The sequence below is a fragment of the Streptomyces sp. B6B3 genome (assembly GCF_039871525.1).
Taxonomy (GTDB): Bacteria; Actinomycetota; Actinomycetes; order Streptomycetales; family Streptomycetaceae; genus Streptomyces.
This window is the reverse complement of sequence record NZ_JBDPLU010000007.1, coordinates 231,435-247,398: the sequence shown is the minus strand read 5'-3', so window position 1 is coordinate 247,398 and position 15,964 is coordinate 231,435. Positions and strand designations below refer to the sequence as shown.

Annotated in this window: 14 protein-coding genes; 8 read left to right on the top strand and 6 right to left on the bottom strand. The window is 73.9% G+C overall.

Going from position 1 to position 15,964, the window contains the following annotated elements; genetic code table 11:
• Positions 1-97 precede the first annotated feature (97 nt).
• Complete coding sequence (locus ABGB06_RS17480; RefSeq protein ID WP_347590261.1) at positions 98-1,264, bottom strand: aldo/keto reductase; 1,167 nt, start codon at positions 1,262-1,264, stop codon at positions 98-100.
• The gene (locus tag ABGB06_RS17475; RefSeq protein WP_347590259.1) at positions 1,234-2,142 is read right to left on the bottom strand and encodes an ATP-grasp domain-containing protein; all 909 of its coding nucleotides are present in this window, start codon (positions 2,140-2,142) and stop codon (positions 1,234-1,236) included. The genes ABGB06_RS17480 and ABGB06_RS17475 overlap by 31 nt, the downstream gene beginning before the upstream one ends.
• A gap of 261 nt (positions 2,143-2,403) precedes the next feature.
• On the opposite strand from ABGB06_RS17475, the gene ABGB06_RS17470 reads away from it, so the two are divergent.
• From ABGB06_RS17470 to ABGB06_RS17435, 8 genes are all read left to right on the top strand, one after another.
• Entirely contained in the window at positions 2,404-4,080 is a 1,677-nt protein-coding gene (locus ABGB06_RS17470) for an AMP-binding protein (protein ID WP_347590257.1), read from the top strand.
• Between the two features lie 41 nt (positions 4,081-4,121).
• Positions 4,122-5,603 (top strand): MFS transporter, encoded by a 1,482-nt coding sequence (locus ABGB06_RS17465; RefSeq protein ID WP_347590255.1) that lies wholly within the window; start codon positions 4,122-4,124, stop codon positions 5,601-5,603.
• Positions 5,600-6,778: an FAD-dependent oxidoreductase gene (locus ABGB06_RS17460; protein ID WP_347590253.1), complete on the top strand. Its 1,179-nt coding sequence runs from the start codon at positions 5,600-5,602 to the stop codon at positions 6,776-6,778. Before ABGB06_RS17465 ends, ABGB06_RS17460 begins: the two co-directional genes overlap by 4 nt.
• A gap of 18 nt (positions 6,779-6,796) precedes the next feature.
• Complete coding sequence (locus ABGB06_RS17455; RefSeq protein ID WP_347590251.1) at positions 6,797-10,321, top strand: amino acid adenylation domain-containing protein; 3,525 nt, start codon at positions 6,797-6,799, stop codon at positions 10,319-10,321.
• Between the two features lie 7 nt (positions 10,322-10,328).
• Positions 10,329-11,312 carry an aldo/keto reductase gene (locus ABGB06_RS17450; RefSeq protein ID WP_347590249.1) on the top strand — a complete coding sequence of 328 codons (984 nt, stop codon included), beginning with the start codon at positions 10,329-10,331 and terminating at the stop codon, positions 11,310-11,312.
• Entirely contained in the window at positions 11,300-12,031 is a 732-nt protein-coding gene (locus tag ABGB06_RS17445; RefSeq protein WP_347590247.1) for a sulfotransferase family protein, read from the top strand. The genes ABGB06_RS17450 and ABGB06_RS17445 overlap by 13 nt, the downstream gene beginning before the upstream one ends.
• Before the next feature lie 30 nt (positions 12,032-12,061).
• Positions 12,062-12,892 (top strand): family 3 encapsulin nanocompartment shell protein, encoded by an 831-nt coding sequence (locus ABGB06_RS17440; RefSeq protein ID WP_347590245.1) that lies wholly within the window; start codon positions 12,062-12,064, stop codon positions 12,890-12,892.
• Between the two features lie 89 nt (positions 12,893-12,981).
• The gene (locus ABGB06_RS17435) at positions 12,982-13,155 is read left to right on the top strand and encodes a hypothetical protein (RefSeq protein ID WP_347590243.1); all 174 of its coding nucleotides are present in this window, start codon (positions 12,982-12,984) and stop codon (positions 13,153-13,155) included.
• A 152-nt stretch (positions 13,156-13,307) separates the two neighbouring features.
• On the opposite strand, the gene ABGB06_RS17430 is transcribed toward ABGB06_RS17435, so the two are convergent.
• The 4 genes from ABGB06_RS17430 to ABGB06_RS17415 all read right to left on the bottom strand — a co-directional run bounded on the left by ABGB06_RS17430 (position 13,308) and on the right by ABGB06_RS17415 (position 15,909).
• On the bottom strand, positions 13,308-14,033 hold the full coding sequence (locus tag ABGB06_RS17430) for a hypothetical protein (protein ID WP_347590241.1): 726 nt from the start codon (positions 14,031-14,033) through the stop codon (positions 13,308-13,310).
• Between the two features lie 240 nt (positions 14,034-14,273).
• Positions 14,274-14,726 carry a PIN domain-containing protein gene (locus tag ABGB06_RS17425; protein WP_347590239.1) on the bottom strand — a complete coding sequence of 151 codons (453 nt, stop codon included), beginning with the start codon at positions 14,724-14,726 and terminating at the stop codon, positions 14,274-14,276.
• Positions 14,719-15,009, bottom strand: coding sequence for a type II toxin-antitoxin system prevent-host-death family antitoxin (locus tag ABGB06_RS17420; RefSeq protein ID WP_347590237.1), 291 nt, complete (start codon positions 15,007-15,009; stop codon positions 14,719-14,721). Before ABGB06_RS17420 ends, ABGB06_RS17425 begins: the two co-directional genes overlap by 8 nt.
• A 48-nt stretch (positions 15,010-15,057) precedes the next feature.
• Positions 15,058-15,909, bottom strand: coding sequence for a slipin family protein (locus ABGB06_RS17415; protein WP_347590235.1), 852 nt, complete (start codon positions 15,907-15,909; stop codon positions 15,058-15,060).
• Positions 15,910-15,964: the final 55 nt, after the last annotated feature.

Sequence of the window (15,964 nt, the reverse complement as noted above, 5' to 3'; positions counted from 1 at the left end):
TACGTACACCCCTACTGCGACTGGGGTGGGGTCTATTCACCCCCGATAGCCGCCCGGAATACGGGCGGCGAGGCGCCTGCGGCTAGGCACCGGCGGGCTAGGCAACGGGCACCCGCGGCGTGGCGACGCGGTCGGCCGCGCCGCCCACGATCGCGTCGTGGACGAGGGCGGTGATCTCGTGCGGGCTGCCGAGCGGTTCGGCGCTGACCTCGTCGAGCCGGGCCACCTGTTCCCCGTCCAGGGTGGTGTCGAGCGCCCGGAGGTAACCGGCGAGTTGGTCGTCGGTGCGCGGCCCGACGAGCGGCACCACACCGGTGGCGGACCGGTCAGCGCGGGCCCGAAGCCAGGCGAACGCGACGTGCGACGGCGGGACTCCGGCCTCGGCGGCGATGTCGCGCACGGCGTCGACGACCCCCTCGACGCGGTCGGTGTTGTGCCGCGGATGCCGGCGCCCCGACGCGCTGGTCCACCCCTCTGGGGTGCGGCGGTATCCGCCCGTCAACAGCCCGCCGGCGAGCGGGGACCAGGCGGCCACCCCGAGGCCGAGCGCCTCCGCCATCGGCAGCGTCTCGCGCTCGGCGGTCCGGTTGACGAGGTTGTGCTCCGTCTGCACGCCGATGATCGGCGACCAGCCCCGGGTCTCCGCCAGCGTGACGGCCCGGGCCACGCGCCAGGCCGGGAAGTTCGACAGGCCCGCGTAGAGGATCTTCCCGGCGGCGACCAGATGGTCGAGGGCGGCGAGTATCTCCTCGGTCGGGGTGAGGGCGTCGGGGAAGTGCGCCCAGAACAGGTCGACGCGGTCGGTGCGCAGCCGGCGCAGGCTGGCCTCCGCCGAGCGGATGATGTTCTTGCGGCTGTTGCCGGTGCCCGAGACGCCGGCGTCGGGGCCGTCGCCGGCGGTGAACTTGGTGGCCAGCACGAAATGGTCGCGGTCCGCGGCGACGAACTCCCCGAGCAGTTCCTCGGCCCGACCGAACTGGTAGCAGTCGGCGGTGTCCAGGAACGTGCCGCCGGCCTCCGCGAAGCGGTCGAAGATCCGCCGCGCCTCCGCCCGGTCGGGACCGTCGGTCCGGCGCGCCCACAGCGGCCGCCCGGAGTGCGGCGCGCCGCCGGTACCGGCACCGGCACTGGCACCGGCACCCGCACTGGCGCCGGCGCCGCCGAAGTGCGAGGTGCCCAGCGCGATCTCGGAGACCCGCAGGCCGGTGGTCCGGCCGAAGGTCAGGTACCGCATCAGGCCGCCCCGTCCGCCCCTTCGGCGCACGCCCGCTCCACCCAGTCGAACACGCCGGCCAGCACCTGCCGGTGCTGCTCCCGGCCGAGGATGTTGAGGAAGCCGGGCACCGGGTTCACCTCCAGGATCACGTAACCGTCGGGGGCGGGCAGGATGTCGAGGCCGGCCAGGGTCAGGCCCATCGCGCGGGTGGCGCGCACCGCGATGTCGACGAGTTCCTCCGGGGCGTCGAGGCGCTCGAAGGTGGCGCCCATCGTCGTCCGGCACTGCCAGTTGCCGGGCGCCGGAAGCTTGAGGATGTTGATCGGCGTGGCGTCGCCCGCCACGGTGATGCGGTACTCGCCGCCCTCGGTCGGGTAGAACGGCTGGCACAGCAGGGTGGGGTGGCTGGCCAGCAGCCGCTCCACGACGGCCTTGTCGGCGACCGGGTCGACGATGCGCTCCACCCCGTCACCGGCGAAGCCGAAGGTCGCCTTGAGGATCACCGTCCCCCACTCGGCGCAGGCGGCCTCCAGTTCCTCGAACGAGCGCACCGACCGGGTCGGGGGCACCGGCAGCCCGTGCGCCGCGAGCAGTTGGGTGGTGCGGAACTTGCTGTCCCCCGCCAGCCACGCCTCGGCCGGGTCGAAGATCCGCAGCCCGGGGACGTTGCTGAGCAGCGTCAGCCGTTCGATACGGTCCCGGAAGTCGTCGCCGTAGAGCTTCCCGCGGCTGATGACGGCGTCGAACGACTCGGCCGGTTCGCCGCGCAGCGAGAGGGCGAAGCCGGTGTCGCCGCCCGGCTGGTAGTCGATCTCCTCCAGCGTGAAGAGCGACATCTCGTGTCCGCGTTCCCGGCCGAAATCAACCAGGTTGACGCTGTCCGGGTCGATGCCGGAGTAATCCCATCCCAACAGACCGATCTTCATTGGACCTCCCCGCGCCTCGCCTGCCTGCGAAGCTTCACCAGCCTTCCGATGGTCTGTCAAGTGCCCTGTAATTACGGGGCATTGTGGTGTCAGAAGGGCGTTTTTGCGCCAATGCGACGAGAATTAGCAATCCGCGCAAGGATTGCGTCAAACAGGCGGAGAACCAAAATTTTGCGAGTAATCAAGGCTGCCGTGACGTCAATCTCTGCTGTTAGCCTTTCAGCCACGGAAGTTCATGATCAACTAGGGGAGGGGTGTGCCGTGGGCATATGGGAGACGCTCGTGGCGCCGAGCCCGGACCAGGCCGCCTCGTACCGGGCGCAGGGTGCCTGGCGGGAGACCACGTTCCTGGACGACCTGGCCGAGGCGGCCCGCCTGCGCGGCGATCACCCGGCGATCATCGCCTACGAGCGGCGGGAACGCGTCGCGGAGCTCAGCTACGCGGGGCTGGCCGCCAAGGTGGAACGTTTCGCCTCCGCCCTGGCCGAACTCGGCGTCGGGCGCGGCGACGTGGTGGCCTTCTACCTGCCGAACCGCTGGATGCTCACCCCCCTCTACCTCGCCTGCCAACGGGTGGGCGCGGTCGTCTCCCCCGTCATCCCCGCCCTGGACGTCCGCGAACTGGGCTTCGTGCTCCGCGAGAGCGGGGCCCGGGTGTGCGTCACCGTCGACCGGTTCAACGACGAGGACTACGGCGCCCGCCTCGCCGAGGCCGCCCCCGACACCCTGGCGCACCGCGTGGTGGTGGGGGACGCCGCCGCCTCCGGCGCGATCGACTTCGAGGAGTACTTCGACCGCACCCCCTGGGAGGAGCGCCACCCCCTCGACCCCGAGGCCGCGCTCGGCCCCGACGACCCCGCCCTGCTGCTGTACACCTCCGGCACCACCGGCCGCAGGAAGGGCGTGGTGCACACCCAGAACACCCTGCACGCGGCGGTGCTCGCGGTCACCCGGCCGCACCTGCTCGGCGCCGACGACGTCATCTCCATCCCCAGCTTCGCCACGCACATGGCGGGCCTCACCTACGCCTGCTACATGCCGCTGCTGCTCCACGCCACCTGCGTCGTCCAGGACCCCAGCAGCGACATGGAGCTGCTGCTCGACATCATCGCCACCCACGGCGTCACCTGGGCCTACGCCACCCCCGCCTACCTCGTGGGCATGATCGGCGCGCAGCGGGAACGGCCCCGCGACCTGTCGGGCCTCACCCAGCTCGTCTCCGGCTCCGCGCCGATCCGGCCCCAGCTCATCGCCGAGGTGCGGGACACCCTGGGCGTCGAGGTGCGCGCGCTGTGGGGCATGACCGAGAACGGCGCCGTCACGGTGACCCGCCCCGACGACCCCGAGGGCTGGGGCGCGCACAGCGACGGCCGCGCCGAGCCCTTCATGGAGCTGCGGATCGACACGGGCGACGCCGCGCCGCGGCCCGGCGCCGAGGCCGCCGAGGGCCGGCTGCTGGTGCGCGGCGCCTCCCAGTGCCTCGGCTACCTCGGCCAGCGCGAGGTCTACGAGGCGTGCCTCGACGCGGACGGCTGGTTCGACACCAGCGACATCGCCAGGGACGACGGCCGGGGCGGCATCCGGATCACCGGACGCAGCGCCGACCAGATCACCCGGTCCACCGGGCTCAAGGTCTCCACGCTGGAGGCCGAGTCCGTGCTCGCCGTCCACCCGGGCGTCAAGGAGGTCTGCGTGGTGGGCGCCCCCGACCCGAGGGTGCCCGGCGCCGAACTGGTCTGCGCCGTCGTCGTCCCGCAGGGCGAGGAGGTGCCCACCCTGGAGGACCTGCGCGCCCACCTCGCGGAGGAGAAGGTCACCGAACTCCTCTGGCCCGACCGCCTGCAGTTCATGTGGGAGCTGCCGAAGAACTCCCTCGGCAAGGTCCTGCGCCACCCGCTCCGCGAGCGCCTCGAGATCGAGCACGCCGCGCGCCGATGACCGGGCCACCGGCAGCGTCACCGGCACCGCGCCGCCCGGCCGTGACCGCGGGGGAGGGGCCGGCGGGCGCGGAGGACGGCGGCGGGGGACACACCTCGCTCGCGCTGGGCGTGATCTCCGCCGCGCAGCTGATGTTCCTGCTGGACTCCACCATCGTGAACGTCTCGCTGCCCGGCATCCAGGACTCGCTCGACGTTTCGGGCTCGGGCCTGGAGTGGGTCGTCGCCTCCTACTCGGTCGCCTTCGGCGGCCTGCTGATGCTCGGCGGCCGGATGGGCGACATCCTGGGCCGGCGGCGGATGTTCCTGGTCGGCGTGGCCACCTTCACGGCGGCCTCGCTGCTCGGCGGCTTCGCCGTCGAGGCGTGGCAGCTCATCGGCATGCGCATCCTCCAGGGCGTCGGCGCCGCCGCGGCCTCGCCCGCCGCGCTGTCCCTGATCGCCGTCACCTTCCCCGAGGGGTCGCGGCGCGACCGGGCCGTCGCCTGGTACACGGCGGTCGCCACCGCCGGCGGCGGCGCGGGCCTGCTCGCCGGCGGCCTGATCAACGACCATCTTTCCTGGCGCTGGGTGATGTTCGTCAACGTCCCGGTCGGCGTCGTCATCCTCGCCGCCGGGGCCCGGGTGCTGCGCGAAACCCCCCGCATCCGCGGGACGTTCGACGCCACCGGGGCGCTGACCGGCACGCTCGCCGCACTGCTGCTGATCTACGGGCTGATCGAGGGCGCCTCCGGCGGCGGCGACGGCTGGACCACCCCGCACGTGCTCGCGGCGCTGGTCACCGCCGCGCTGCTGGTGCCGCTCTTCGCCGTGGTCGAGCGGCGCGCCCGGCAGCCGTTGATGCCGCTGCACCTCGTCACCGACCGGGTCCGCTTCGCCGCCTACGCGGTCGCGGTGTGCACCAGCACCTCGATGTTCGGCATCTTCTTCTTCCTCACCCTGTTCCTCCAGGACGTCTGGGACTACAGCCCCACCCACACCGCGCTGGTCTACCTGCCGCTGACCGTCCTGCTGGTCGTCGGGGCCCGGGCCAGCGCGCCGCTGGCCGAACGCTTCGGCGCCCGCGGCCTGGTCTGCGCGGGACTGCTCGTCTCGGGCGCCGGCATGCTGTGGCTGGCGCGCATCGGTGACTCGGGCGGCTACCTCACCGGCATGCTGGTGCCCACCGTACTGACCTACGTCGGACTGAGCGTCACCGGCGTGCCGTTGACGCTCGCCGCCCTCGCCCGGGTGCCACACGGCGACACCGGCGCCGCCTCCGGATTACTGACCACCTCCCGCCAGATCGGCGGCGCCACCGGCCTGGCCGTGCTCGGCACCGTGGTGTGGGCCAGCGCCGGCGCCAGCGACGGGACGGTGTCCGACGCGGCGCTGTCCACCGCGATCGGCCACGGCTTCGCGGTCGCCGCGGGCGCCACCCTGCTCTCCGTGCTCGTCGCCCTCGCCGCCCTGCCCGGCAAGCCGGCGCACCCCGCGCCGCCGGGCCTGGCCGGGGAGGCGGGGGAGGACCGAGGTACCGGATGACGGGGCCGGCGACGGACTGCCTGGTCGTGGGGGCCGGCATCGCGGGGGCGGCCGCCGGCTACTTCCTCGCCCACCACGGCCACCGGGTCACCCTCCTGGAGGCCGAGGCCGCCCCGGGCACGCATGCCACCGGACGGTCGGCCGCGCTGTTCTCCGAGTACTACGGCAACCCGACCGTGCGCGCCCTCACCTCGGCCAGCCGCCCGTTCTACGACGCCCCACCGCCCGACGTCCACCCGGGACACTCGGGCCCCCCGGCGCCGCTGCTCCGCCCCCGCGGCGTGCTGGCCCTCCAGACGCCCGGCAGCGAGGCCCTGTTCGCGCCCGCGCTCGCCGCCGGAGCCACCGCGCCCCAGCCCGCCACCGCGCTGGACGCGCCCGGCGCCCGGCGGCTCGTCCCGGCGCTGCGCCCCGGCGCGTGCGAGCGCGCGATCCACCGTCCCGGCGCGTGCGACATCGACACGGACGCCGTGCACTCCGGCTTCCTGCGCGGGCTGCGCGCCGCGGGCGGCACCGTCGTCACCCGGGCCCGGGTCACCGCCCTGGCGCGGCGCGGCGGCCGGTGGCACGCCGCCACCACGGCGGGCCCGCACGTCGCGCCGGTGCTGGTCAACGCCGCCGGCGCCTGGGCCGACGAGGTGGCCGCGCTGGCCGGTCTCGCCCCCGCGGGGCTCGTGCCGCTCCGCCGCACCGTCGCGATCGCCGCCGTGCCCCCGGACCAGGCCGACGCCGTGGCCCGCTGGCCGATGATCTGCGATCTCGCCGACACCTTCTACGCCAAGCCCGAGCCCGGCGGGCTGCTGCTCTCGCCCTCCGACGCCATGCCGTTCCCGCCGGGCGACCCGAGGCCGGACGAGCTCGGCGTCGCCGCCGCGCTGGACCGGGTCCGCGCCGTGGTCGCGCTCGACCTGAAGCACATCAGGCACGCCTGGGCCGGGCTGCGCACCGCCCCCGACGACGACACCCCCGTCATCGGGCAGCACCCGGCCGAGCCCGCCTTCTGGTGGCTCGCCGGCCTGGGCGGCTACGGATTCCAGACGGCCCCGGCGGCGGCAACGCTGCTGGCGGCGCTCATCGCGGGACGCGAGCCCTCACCCGGGCTCGCCGCACTGGCGCCGGCCGTCAGCCCGGCCCGCGCCGGCGCGGCACCCTCCTCCCGCACCCGACCCCGATAACCATGGGAGTGCGAGGCCGTGTCGAACGAGGTGTCCAACGAAACCCCGCCCGCGGGCTACAGACCGGCAGCCGCGCCGGCGGTCGCCGGCCGGCGCGTCGACCACGGCCGCTACCGGCCGGTGACCGCGTTGATCGAGGACCGGGCCGACGCCACGCCCGACCGCCCCGCCGTCACCGTCACCCGCCGCGCCGGCGGCGGCCGGGCGCCGGCGGTGGAGACCACGTTGCGCTACGCCGAGTTCGACGCGCTCGCCAACGGGCTCGCGGCCGACCTGGTCCGGGCCGGCGTGCGCCGGGGCGACACGCTGCCGCTGCTGCTCGGCAACAGCGCCGAACTCCCGGTGTGCATGGTCGCCGCCATGAAGCTCGGCGCCGTCTTCGCGCTGTGCGACCCGGCCTGGCCGGAGGAGCGGATCCGCGCCGTGCTGCGGACGTTGGGCGCCCGGCTGGTCCTCACCGCGGGCGCCCCGGTGCCGGCGGGCCACCGCCCGTACCTGGTCGCCGTCGACGACCTCGCCCCGCGCGCCGACCGTCCGGGCCCGCCTCCAGGGGCCGGTGAGCCGGCCTACGGCGTCTTCACCTCCGGCAGCACCGGCGTCCCCAAATGCGCGGTCAACGTGCACGGCGGCCTGACCAACCGGTTCCGCTTCATGTCCCGCTACTTCGCCGCCACCGGCGACGAGGTGGTGCTGCAGAACAGCCGCCACACCTTCGACTCCGCCATCTGGCAGCTGCTGTGGCCGCTCACCACCGGCGGCCGCACCGTCATCCCCGAACAGGGCGACTTCCTCGACCTGGAGCACACGGTCGCCACCATCGCGCGCCACCGGGTCACCGTCACCGACTTCGTGCCCGCCATCCTCGGCATGCTCGTCTCGCTGCTGGAGTCCGGCGCCGCCGACCCCGCCGCCCTCGCCTCGCTGCGGCATCTGGTGGTCGGCGGCGAGGAGATCATCCCCCGCGCCGTGCACCGGCTGCGGGCACTGGTCCCCGGGCTCGACATCACCAACGGCTACGGACCCTCCGAGGCGTCCATCGGCATGGTCTTCCACCGGGTCACCGGCCAGGAGGGCGACCACATCCCGCTCGGCAGCCCCATCGACAACTGCTACGCCGTCGTCGCCGACGACGCGCTGCGCCCGTTGCCGCCCGGCGCCACCGGAGAGATCCTCATCGGCGGCGCCTGCCTCGGCGCCGGCTACCTCGGCGACCCGACCCGCACGGCCGAGGTCTTCGTGCCGAACCCGCTGCCCGGAGTCCCCGGCCGCCGGCTGTACCGCACCGGGGACCTCGGCTGGTTCGACGAGGCCGGGCTGCTGCGCTTCGCCGGCCGCCGCGACCGGCAGGCCAAGGTGGACGGGGTGCGGATCGAGCCCGGCGAGATCGAGACCGCGGCGGAGAGCTGCCCCGGCGTGGTCCAGGCGAAGGCGCTCACCCTGCGGCGGGGTGGCCGCATCCGGCTGGTGGCGGTGGCCGCCTCGGACACCGCCGTTTCCCCCGGGATCTCCCCCGAGACGCTGCGCCGCCACCTCGAGGTCCGGCTGCCCCGGGTCCATCTGCCATACCGCTGCGTGGTGTTGCAGACGCTGCCGCTCACCGACAACGGCAAGGTCGACCTGGCCGCGCTGCGCGCGATCGTCGAGCAGAAGCTCGACGAGGAGGCGGGCCAGCGAGCCCCGGCGGAGCGGGACCCGGCCGAGCCGGGCTGTGGCTCTGCCGGCGGGGCCGGCGGCGAACCTGACGGAGGGATCGGCGACGGCAGGTCAGGCGGCGGATCCGGCCGGTCCTGCGGTGGGTCGGTCGATGGGCCTGACGCTGGGTCGGACGGCGCGTCAGGCGGGGCCGGCGGTGGGCCGGTCGGGGCGTTGGCCGGTGCGTCGGACGGGGCGTTCGACGGGGAACCGGATCCCGCGTCGGGCGGCGAGCCGGCACCGACACGGCCGTCCGTGACCCCAGCGAGCCCTTCGACCCCCGCGCCCCGGGCCGCCCCGGGCCGCCCCCGCACCGCCGCCGCGCCGGCCGACCGGCTGGCGCGCCTGATGGGCGAGGCCCTGGGCCTGCCCGGATTCGGCACGGGTGACGACTTCCTGCGGCGCGGCGGCGACTCGTTGACGGCGCTGCGCGTGGTGGTGGCGATCCGGGACGCGTTCGGCGTCCGGGTCTCGGTCGCCGACGTCTACGACCGGCGCACGCCCGCCGCCTTGGCCGAGCACCTGGTCGCATCGGCCGGGCACGGCCGGGCCGCCCGTGCGGCCTCGGCGGGCGCGGCCCGGGAGGACACCGCCGCGTCGGCGAACCGTGCCGATCCGGCCGACGCGGCGGAGCTGGTGCGCGACGCCGCGCTGCCGCCCGACCTGGCCCGACTCGCCGAACGCGCAGCCCGCGAGCGGCTCCCCGACACCACCCCGCCCCGCACCGTGCTGGTCACCGGCGCGAACGGCTTCGTCGGCGCCCGCGCCGTGCACCGCCTGCTGACGACCACGCCCGCCCGCGCCGTCTGCCTGGTCCGCGCCGCCGACGACCACGGCGCCCGCGAGCGGCTCGCCCGCGTGCTGCGCGCCCAGGGGCTGTGGCACGACGCCATGGCCGAACGGCTCGACGTCCGGCACGGCGACCTCGCCCGCCCGTGTTTCGGCTGGCCGCCGGGGGAGTGGGAGGCGCTCGCCGCGCGCTGCGACGCCGTGCTGCACATCGGCGCCCGCGTCAGCTTCGTGCTCGACTACCGCGCCCACCGGCCGGCGAACGTGCGCGGCACCGCCGAGGCCCTGCGGTTCGCCCTCTCCGGACGCCCCAAACCGCTGCACCACGTCTCCACCCTCGGCGTGCTCGACCACCACGCCGCGACCGTCGCGGCCCCGCTCGCCGAGGACTTCGCCCCGGAACGGGCGGCGCCGCCGCCGAGCGGCTACAGCCGTTCGAAATGGGTGGCCGAACGCCTCGTGCTCGACGCCGGCCGGCTCGGCGCCCCCGTCGTGGTCTATCGACTCGGCGAGGTGATGCCCGCCGCCGACAACGGCGTCGCCAACCCGCGGGCGTTGACGCATCTGCTGCTGTCGGCGTTCCACCGCCTGGGCGTGCGGCCCGACGTGCCGATGCGCTCCGACTACACCCCGGTCGACGAGGCCGCCGCCCGCCTGGTCGCCGGCCTGACCGAGACGGCCGCGCCCGCCGCGCCCGGCGTCGGCGGCGTCTACCACGTCTTCCGCCCCGGCAGCGTCGACTTCGCCGCACTCGACCTCGCCGCCCCCGGGCGGCCGGCGCCACGCCCGGTGGCACCCGAGGAGTTCCTGGCGCGGCTCGGGCGGGCCGCGGCGACCGGCGGCGAACCGGCCGTACTGCACGCGTTGTTGACGACGCTGCCGGCCACCGACCCCGGCGGCGTGCCCGAGTTCCGGCGGCTGCTCGCCGACAATCCCGCGCTCTTCGCCCGGGAGGCCTGCGACGCGCTCGACGCGCGTCACGCCCTCCGCGAGGGCGCCCTCCCGGCGGCGCTCGCCGCCTACCGCACCACCCTCAACGGCCAGGACGACACGGAGGAGTAGAGACCAGATGCGCTACCGCACCATGGGCCGGCTCGGCTGGCAGGTCAGCGAGATTGGCTACGGCATGTGGGGCATCGGCGGCGGCCCCGGCGGCTTCACCGGCTGGGACTACGACGTCGCGCCCGACTGCCTGGACCTCGCCGTCGACGAGGGCTGCACCTTCTTCGACACCGCCTGGATCTACGGCCGCGGGGTCAGCGAGCGAATGCTCGGCGACCTGCTGCGGCGCCACCCCGACCGGCGGCTCTTCGCGGCCACCAAGGTCCCGCCGCTCAACCGCGAGTGGCCGCCGCGCCCCGGCGACACGCTCGACGACGTCTTCCCGGCCGACCACGTCCGCGCGTACGTCCACCGCAGCCTGGAGAACCTGGGCGTGGACCGGATCGACCTCCTGCAGTTCCACGTGTGGGAGGACCGGTGGGCCGCCGACGAACGGTGGCAGAAGGTGGTCGCCGACCTCAAGGCGGAGGGCGTGATCGACGGGTTCGGCATCAGCGTCAACCGTTGGGAGCCCACCAACTGCTTCGCCGCCCTCGACACCGGCCTGGTCGACGTCGTCCAGGTCATCTACAACGTCTTCGACCAGGCCCCGGAGGACGAGCTGTTCCGCCGGGCCGAGCGCGAGGGCATCGGCATCATCGCCCGCGTCCCCTTCGACGAGGGCGGCCTGACCGGCACCCTCACCCGGGAGACCACCTTCCCCGAGGACGACTGGCGCGCGGTCTACTTCGGCCCGGAGAACCTCGGCCCCACCGTGGACCGCGCCGAACGGCTCGCCAGGGTGGTGCCCGACGGCACGACGATGCCCGAACTCGCCCTGCGCTTCGTCCTCGACCACCCCGCGGTGACCACCGTCATCCCCGGCATGCGCCGGCCCGCCCACGTGCGCGCCAACCTCGCCGTCTCCGAGGCGCCGCCGCTCAGCCTCGCGCTGCGGGCCAGGCTGCGCCACCACCGCTGGGACCGGGAGCCCGCGCCGTGGTCCATGTGATCGCGCTGTGGGCCCACCCCCGGTCGGTCTCCACGGCGTTCCTCCGGATGATGGTGGAACGCGGCGACCTGACGGTGGTGCACGAGCCGTTCGTGCTGCTCACCGACCACGGCTCGGTGGCGCTGCCGGCGGTGGGCGGCGCCGACGGCGACACCGTCACGCTCGACGAGCCGGGCGCGGTCCTGTCCCATCTGGCCCTCCTGGGTGCGGAACGGCCCACGTTCTTCAAGGACACCCTCGAATACCACTACCAGTACCTCTTCGACCACCCCGAGGCGATCGCCGGCTTCCAGCACACCTTCATCATCCGGCACCCGGCCAGGGCCATCCCCTCGCACCACCTGGTGAAGCCCGACTTCGCCTGCCACGAGGCCGGCTACGAGCACCAGTTCGCGCTCTTCGAGCTCGCCTGGCAGGCGACCGGACGGTGCCCGGTCGTCGTCTCCGCCGAGCGGCTGCTGGCCGACCCGGCGGCCACCGTCGCCGCGTACTGCGCGCGCGTCGGCCTGCCCTTCGTGCCGGACGCGCTGCGCTGGCGGCCGGGCGAACGCCCCGAATGGCGGCCGAACGCCAGGTGGCACGTGGACGCCAGCGCGAGCTCCGGCTTCCGCGCCCCGCGCGACGACTACCCGGTCACCGTCGACGACGACCCCCGGCTGCGCCGCTACTACGAGCACCATCTGCCGTTCTATGAACGCCTTCTGTCCCACGCCCTGTGACCTCTTGACCTCTCGAAGGAGCAACGCGCCATGCACGTCGAGTCCTCGCCCTCGCCCGGTCTCTCGCCCGGCGAACTGTTCGCCGACGCCTACCTGTCCGACCCCGAGAAGGCGGAGGTCCGCTTCGACTTCACCATCACGGACGCGTTCCAGCCCGGCAAGGACCGGCCGCGGCTGACCGCCCGCAACCTCTTCAAGAAGCAGCCGGTGCGCGGCGCGGTGGACGACGCCGTGCTGTGCTGGTACGAGACCAGGTCGGGCGCCGCCGACCCCGAAACCGGCCTGCGCGAGGACGCGTTCCGCTTCGGCGTGGCCGCGCACACCCTGCGCCCCATCACCGCCTGGGTCCAGCTCCCCGAGGAACTGACCGAACACCCCGCCAGCCTCGCGGCGTTCATCGACCACCGGCTGATGGTGCGCCTCGGCACCGCCGAGAACCGCGCCCTCACCCGCGACATCGTCGACCACCAGGACGTCGCCACCCTCCCGTACTCCGGGTCGTACGCGGCGGGGCTGCTCGCCGCGTTCGACGAGATAGAGCAGACCGGCGGCACCGGCCACGCGATCATGGTCAACCCCCGCGACTACTACGAGGAGCTGGTCGGCTCCGGCAGCCTGCTGGCCGACCTCGCCCGCGAACAGGTGATGATCTGCCGCCACCGCCAGGTCGCCCCGGGCCGCGCCGTGGTCGGCGACTTCGCCATGGCCGCCCGCCTCCTCGACGCCGAGGCCTCCGTCATCCGGATCGCCGAACCCCCCGCCGGCACCTTCGACCGCCCCGGCACGGCCGTCTGCGCCCAGATCCACGAACGCGTCGCCGTCCAGCAACCCACCCACTTCTTCCACATCGCCCCGGCCTGACCCCCCGCCCGGGCCCCGGCCATCCGGGGCCCCGGGCCGTATCCTGGTCATACGGGGCCGCGACGACACGGCCCGGGGGAGGAGCAGCCATGTCACCCCAGCAGCCCACGGACCCGGCCGCGGCGGCCCGCACCGCCCGCTTCGGCACACTCCCCGACCCCATCCGCCTCGACGACACGGTCGAGGAACACGAGACCACCCCCCGCGACCCGGCCAGGTACGCCTTCGACTCCGACGACTGGCTCATCCGCAACTGCGGCTGACCGAATCGCACGAAGCGCGTCCGGCCCGCGTGGGGGACGGCGCATGTCGGTCAGGGAACTCCCCGCATCCGATTCAGCAGGCCCGTGGGGTCCTTCGAGGAGGGCGTCGGCAAGCGCGGACTTGCTTACCGCATCTGAACGCGACTGGAGTACTAGGAGCCCTCCTCGGCAGCCACCGCGGTGTGGAGCTCCCCGGCGAGCTCACGGATCCGGGCGTCGATGTCGGCGGCGGTGAAGACGATGTCCTCGGCGGCAACAGACGAGGCCTGCCAGGTGATCTGGGCCTTGTAGAGCAGAGCACCGTCCCGCAGCAGGGCGTACGAGATCGCCTGGCCGTCGCCGGAGCCCGCGCTGACCTGGGTGCCCTGGGCCCAGGTGCCGTCCAGTTCCTCGACGGCGGCCTCCGGCGAGGCGCTGATCTCGGCCACGCGGTCGTCGAAGCTGCCCGAGGCGGCCTCCTCGCTGTCGTACGGCACCACGGCGAGGTGGACCTGGCCGCTGAAGTCGCTTCCCCCGCCGTGAGGGCCGAGCTGCGCCGCGCACTGCGGGCCGCCGGGGTCCGAGCCGCTGCCCGGCTCGACGTCCTCCGGCTCGACCGTGAACTCCCCCTGGACGGTGTCCAGCAGTGGCTGGAAGTCCACCAGGGAGCAGACCAGGAGGCCGTCCGTCGACAGGCCGCCGCCGGGCTCGGCGCCCCCCGTGCCGCCCTCCGAGGCACCGGCCGCGTCCGGTGGGGTCCCGGAGTCCCCGTCGGAGCCGCACCCGGTGAGGGCCAGCAGCAGGCCGGCGGCGAGGAGGGAACCCGCACGTCTCGCGCGGCGGGATCGGGCGCGGCGGAGCGCCGCGGGATGCGTGTCGGAACGCGTAGCAGATCGCATGGCGGTGAAACCCCGTGTGTGAAGGCCCTGTACGGGCCGTTTCGTTGGTCGGAGCTACTCACGCCGGGCGGTGCGTTCCGGTTCCTCCACCCTCGCCGTGGGCTGGGGCGTGGACCTCACCGCCCCCGCCGCACAAGACCGTCTGGGCCGAGCTCCACCTTTCCCACCGACTGCGGTCGGTGGGAAAGGTGGGGTCCGAGGGACTAGCCCGCCGGCGGCCTTCTGTCAGCCGCTCGAGGATCAGAGATCCTCGGGGAGTAGCCGGAAGGCATGCTGGCCGGTCAGGGGTCGCATCGTGCGGTAGTGCCGGTCGGTGGTGAAGAGGTCGGCCGTCCGGAAGGCCGCCGCGAGCGCCACGTTCATGGCGTCGGCGAGACCCACTCCCGCGCCGCCGTCGGCATCCGCGTACCCGCCCATCACCGCTATCGAGGCCCTGAGATGGGGTGCGGTGTCGGGGATCTCGAAGCGACGGGCCTCCGCCTGCCGGGCGATGAAGTCGAGGGCGTTCCTGGCCACCGACCCGCCGATCCGGGAGGTGAGCAGGTAGTCCAGCTCCGCGAGGACCATGGGGGACACCACGAGATGCCCCGTCTGGGCAAGGGCCTGCCGGTGAGTCGCGTGAAGGGGATCCTTCGGGGTGAACAGTCGGTACAGGGCGTTGGTGTCGGCGATGGCGACCGGGATGTCAGTCATCGACTCCCTCGTTCGCCGCGGCTTCGCCCATGCCGCGGAGCGTCGCGTTGATCTCGTCGTCGTCGAGGGCCGGACCTCCCAGGTCCGGGAGGTCCAGGTCGCCCATGGGGTCGGTGCGGAACGGATACGCGGGCGGGCCAGTCAACGTGCCCCTCGGCACGATGTCCCCTATGGGCACCCCGTCCTTGGTGATGGTCACCGTTTCTCCGGCCGCCACTCGGGCCAGGACGCGCGATGTCTGCTGGTTCAGCTCCCTCAGCGGGACCTCCGCACCGTCGCTCATGCCCGCCAGTGTAGTACTCGTTCTACGGCGCGGCGCGTCGTCATCAGGTCAGACCGCGCCGTCCGAGGCGCCTCGGTGGTCGGGGGTGCGGGGCTCGGCGGGGGCGGCCGGGGCGGGTGGGGCGGGTGGGCTCGGTGTGCGGCCGCCGCCGAGGGTGTCGACGAGGCGGAGGAGTTCCATGGGGATGGGGAAGACCAGCGTGGAGTTCCGCTCGCTGGCGATCTCCGTCATCGTGGAGAGGATCCGCAACTGCATCGCGGCGGGGTTGCGTTCGAGGCGTTGGGCCGCGTCCGCGAGGGTCTGGGAGGCCTCGTACTCGCCCTGGGCGTGGATGACCTTGGCGCGGCGGTCGCGTTCCGCCTCGGCCTGGCGGGCCATCGCGCGGCGCATCGCCTCGGGCAGCTCGACGTCCTTCACCTCGACAAGGGTGACCTTGACGCCCCAGGGGTCGGTCACGTCGTCGATGATGTCCCGCAGCCGCCGGTTGATCTCCTCCCGGTTGACCAGCAGCTGGTCCAGGTCCACCTGGCCGAGGATGCTGCGCAGCGTGGTCTGCGCGACCTGCGAGGTGCCCGTGATGTGGTTCTCGATCGCCAGCACCGAGCGGTTCGGGTCGAAGACGTTGAAGTAGGCCACGGCGTTGACGCGGACGGTGACGTTGTCCTTGGTGATGACGTCCTGCGGCGGGATGTCCATGGTGACCGTCCGCAGGGAGACGCGGGTGATGCGGTCCACGACGGGGATGATGAGGAACAGCCCGGGACCCCTGGCGCCGGTGATGCGTCCGAGGCGGAAGACCACGGCGCGCTGGTACTCGGGGATGACCTTCACGGCCGCCATCGCGTAGAGCAGCAGGACGGCCGCGACCACGATGACCACGACGAGCACGGCGTCGTTCATTGGCGGCTCGACCGACGGCGCGATGACTTGTTTGAGCGCATATGTCCATCATGAC

Coding starts and splice junctions, on each gene's coding strand:
- ABGB06_RS17425 (WP_347590239.1), bottom strand. CDS start 14,726: ATGACTGACATCCCGGTCGCCATCGCCGACACCAACGCCCTGTACCGA.
- ABGB06_RS17430 (WP_347590241.1), bottom strand. CDS start 14,033: ATGCGATCTGCTACGCGTTCCGACACGCATCCCGCGGCGCTCCGCCGC.
- ABGB06_RS17415 (WP_347590235.1), bottom strand. CDS start 15,909: ATGAACGACGCCGTGCTCGTCGTGGTCATCGTGGTCGCGGCCGTCCTG.
- ABGB06_RS17420 (WP_347590237.1), bottom strand. CDS start 15,009: ATGAGCGACGGTGCGGAGGTCCCGCTGAGGGAGCTGAACCAGCAGACA.
- ABGB06_RS17435 (WP_347590243.1), top strand. CDS start 12,982: ATGTCACCCCAGCAGCCCACGGACCCGGCCGCGGCGGCCCGCACCGCC.
- ABGB06_RS17460 (WP_347590253.1), top strand. CDS start 5,600: ATGACGGGGCCGGCGACGGACTGCCTGGTCGTGGGGGCCGGCATCGCG.
- ABGB06_RS17440 (WP_347590245.1), top strand. CDS start 12,062: ATGCACGTCGAGTCCTCGCCCTCGCCCGGTCTCTCGCCCGGCGAACTG.
- ABGB06_RS17475 (WP_347590259.1), bottom strand. CDS start 2,142: ATGAAGATCGGTCTGTTGGGATGGGATTACTCCGGCATCGACCCGGAC.
- ABGB06_RS17450 (WP_347590249.1), top strand. CDS start 10,329: ATGCGCTACCGCACCATGGGCCGGCTCGGCTGGCAGGTCAGCGAGATT.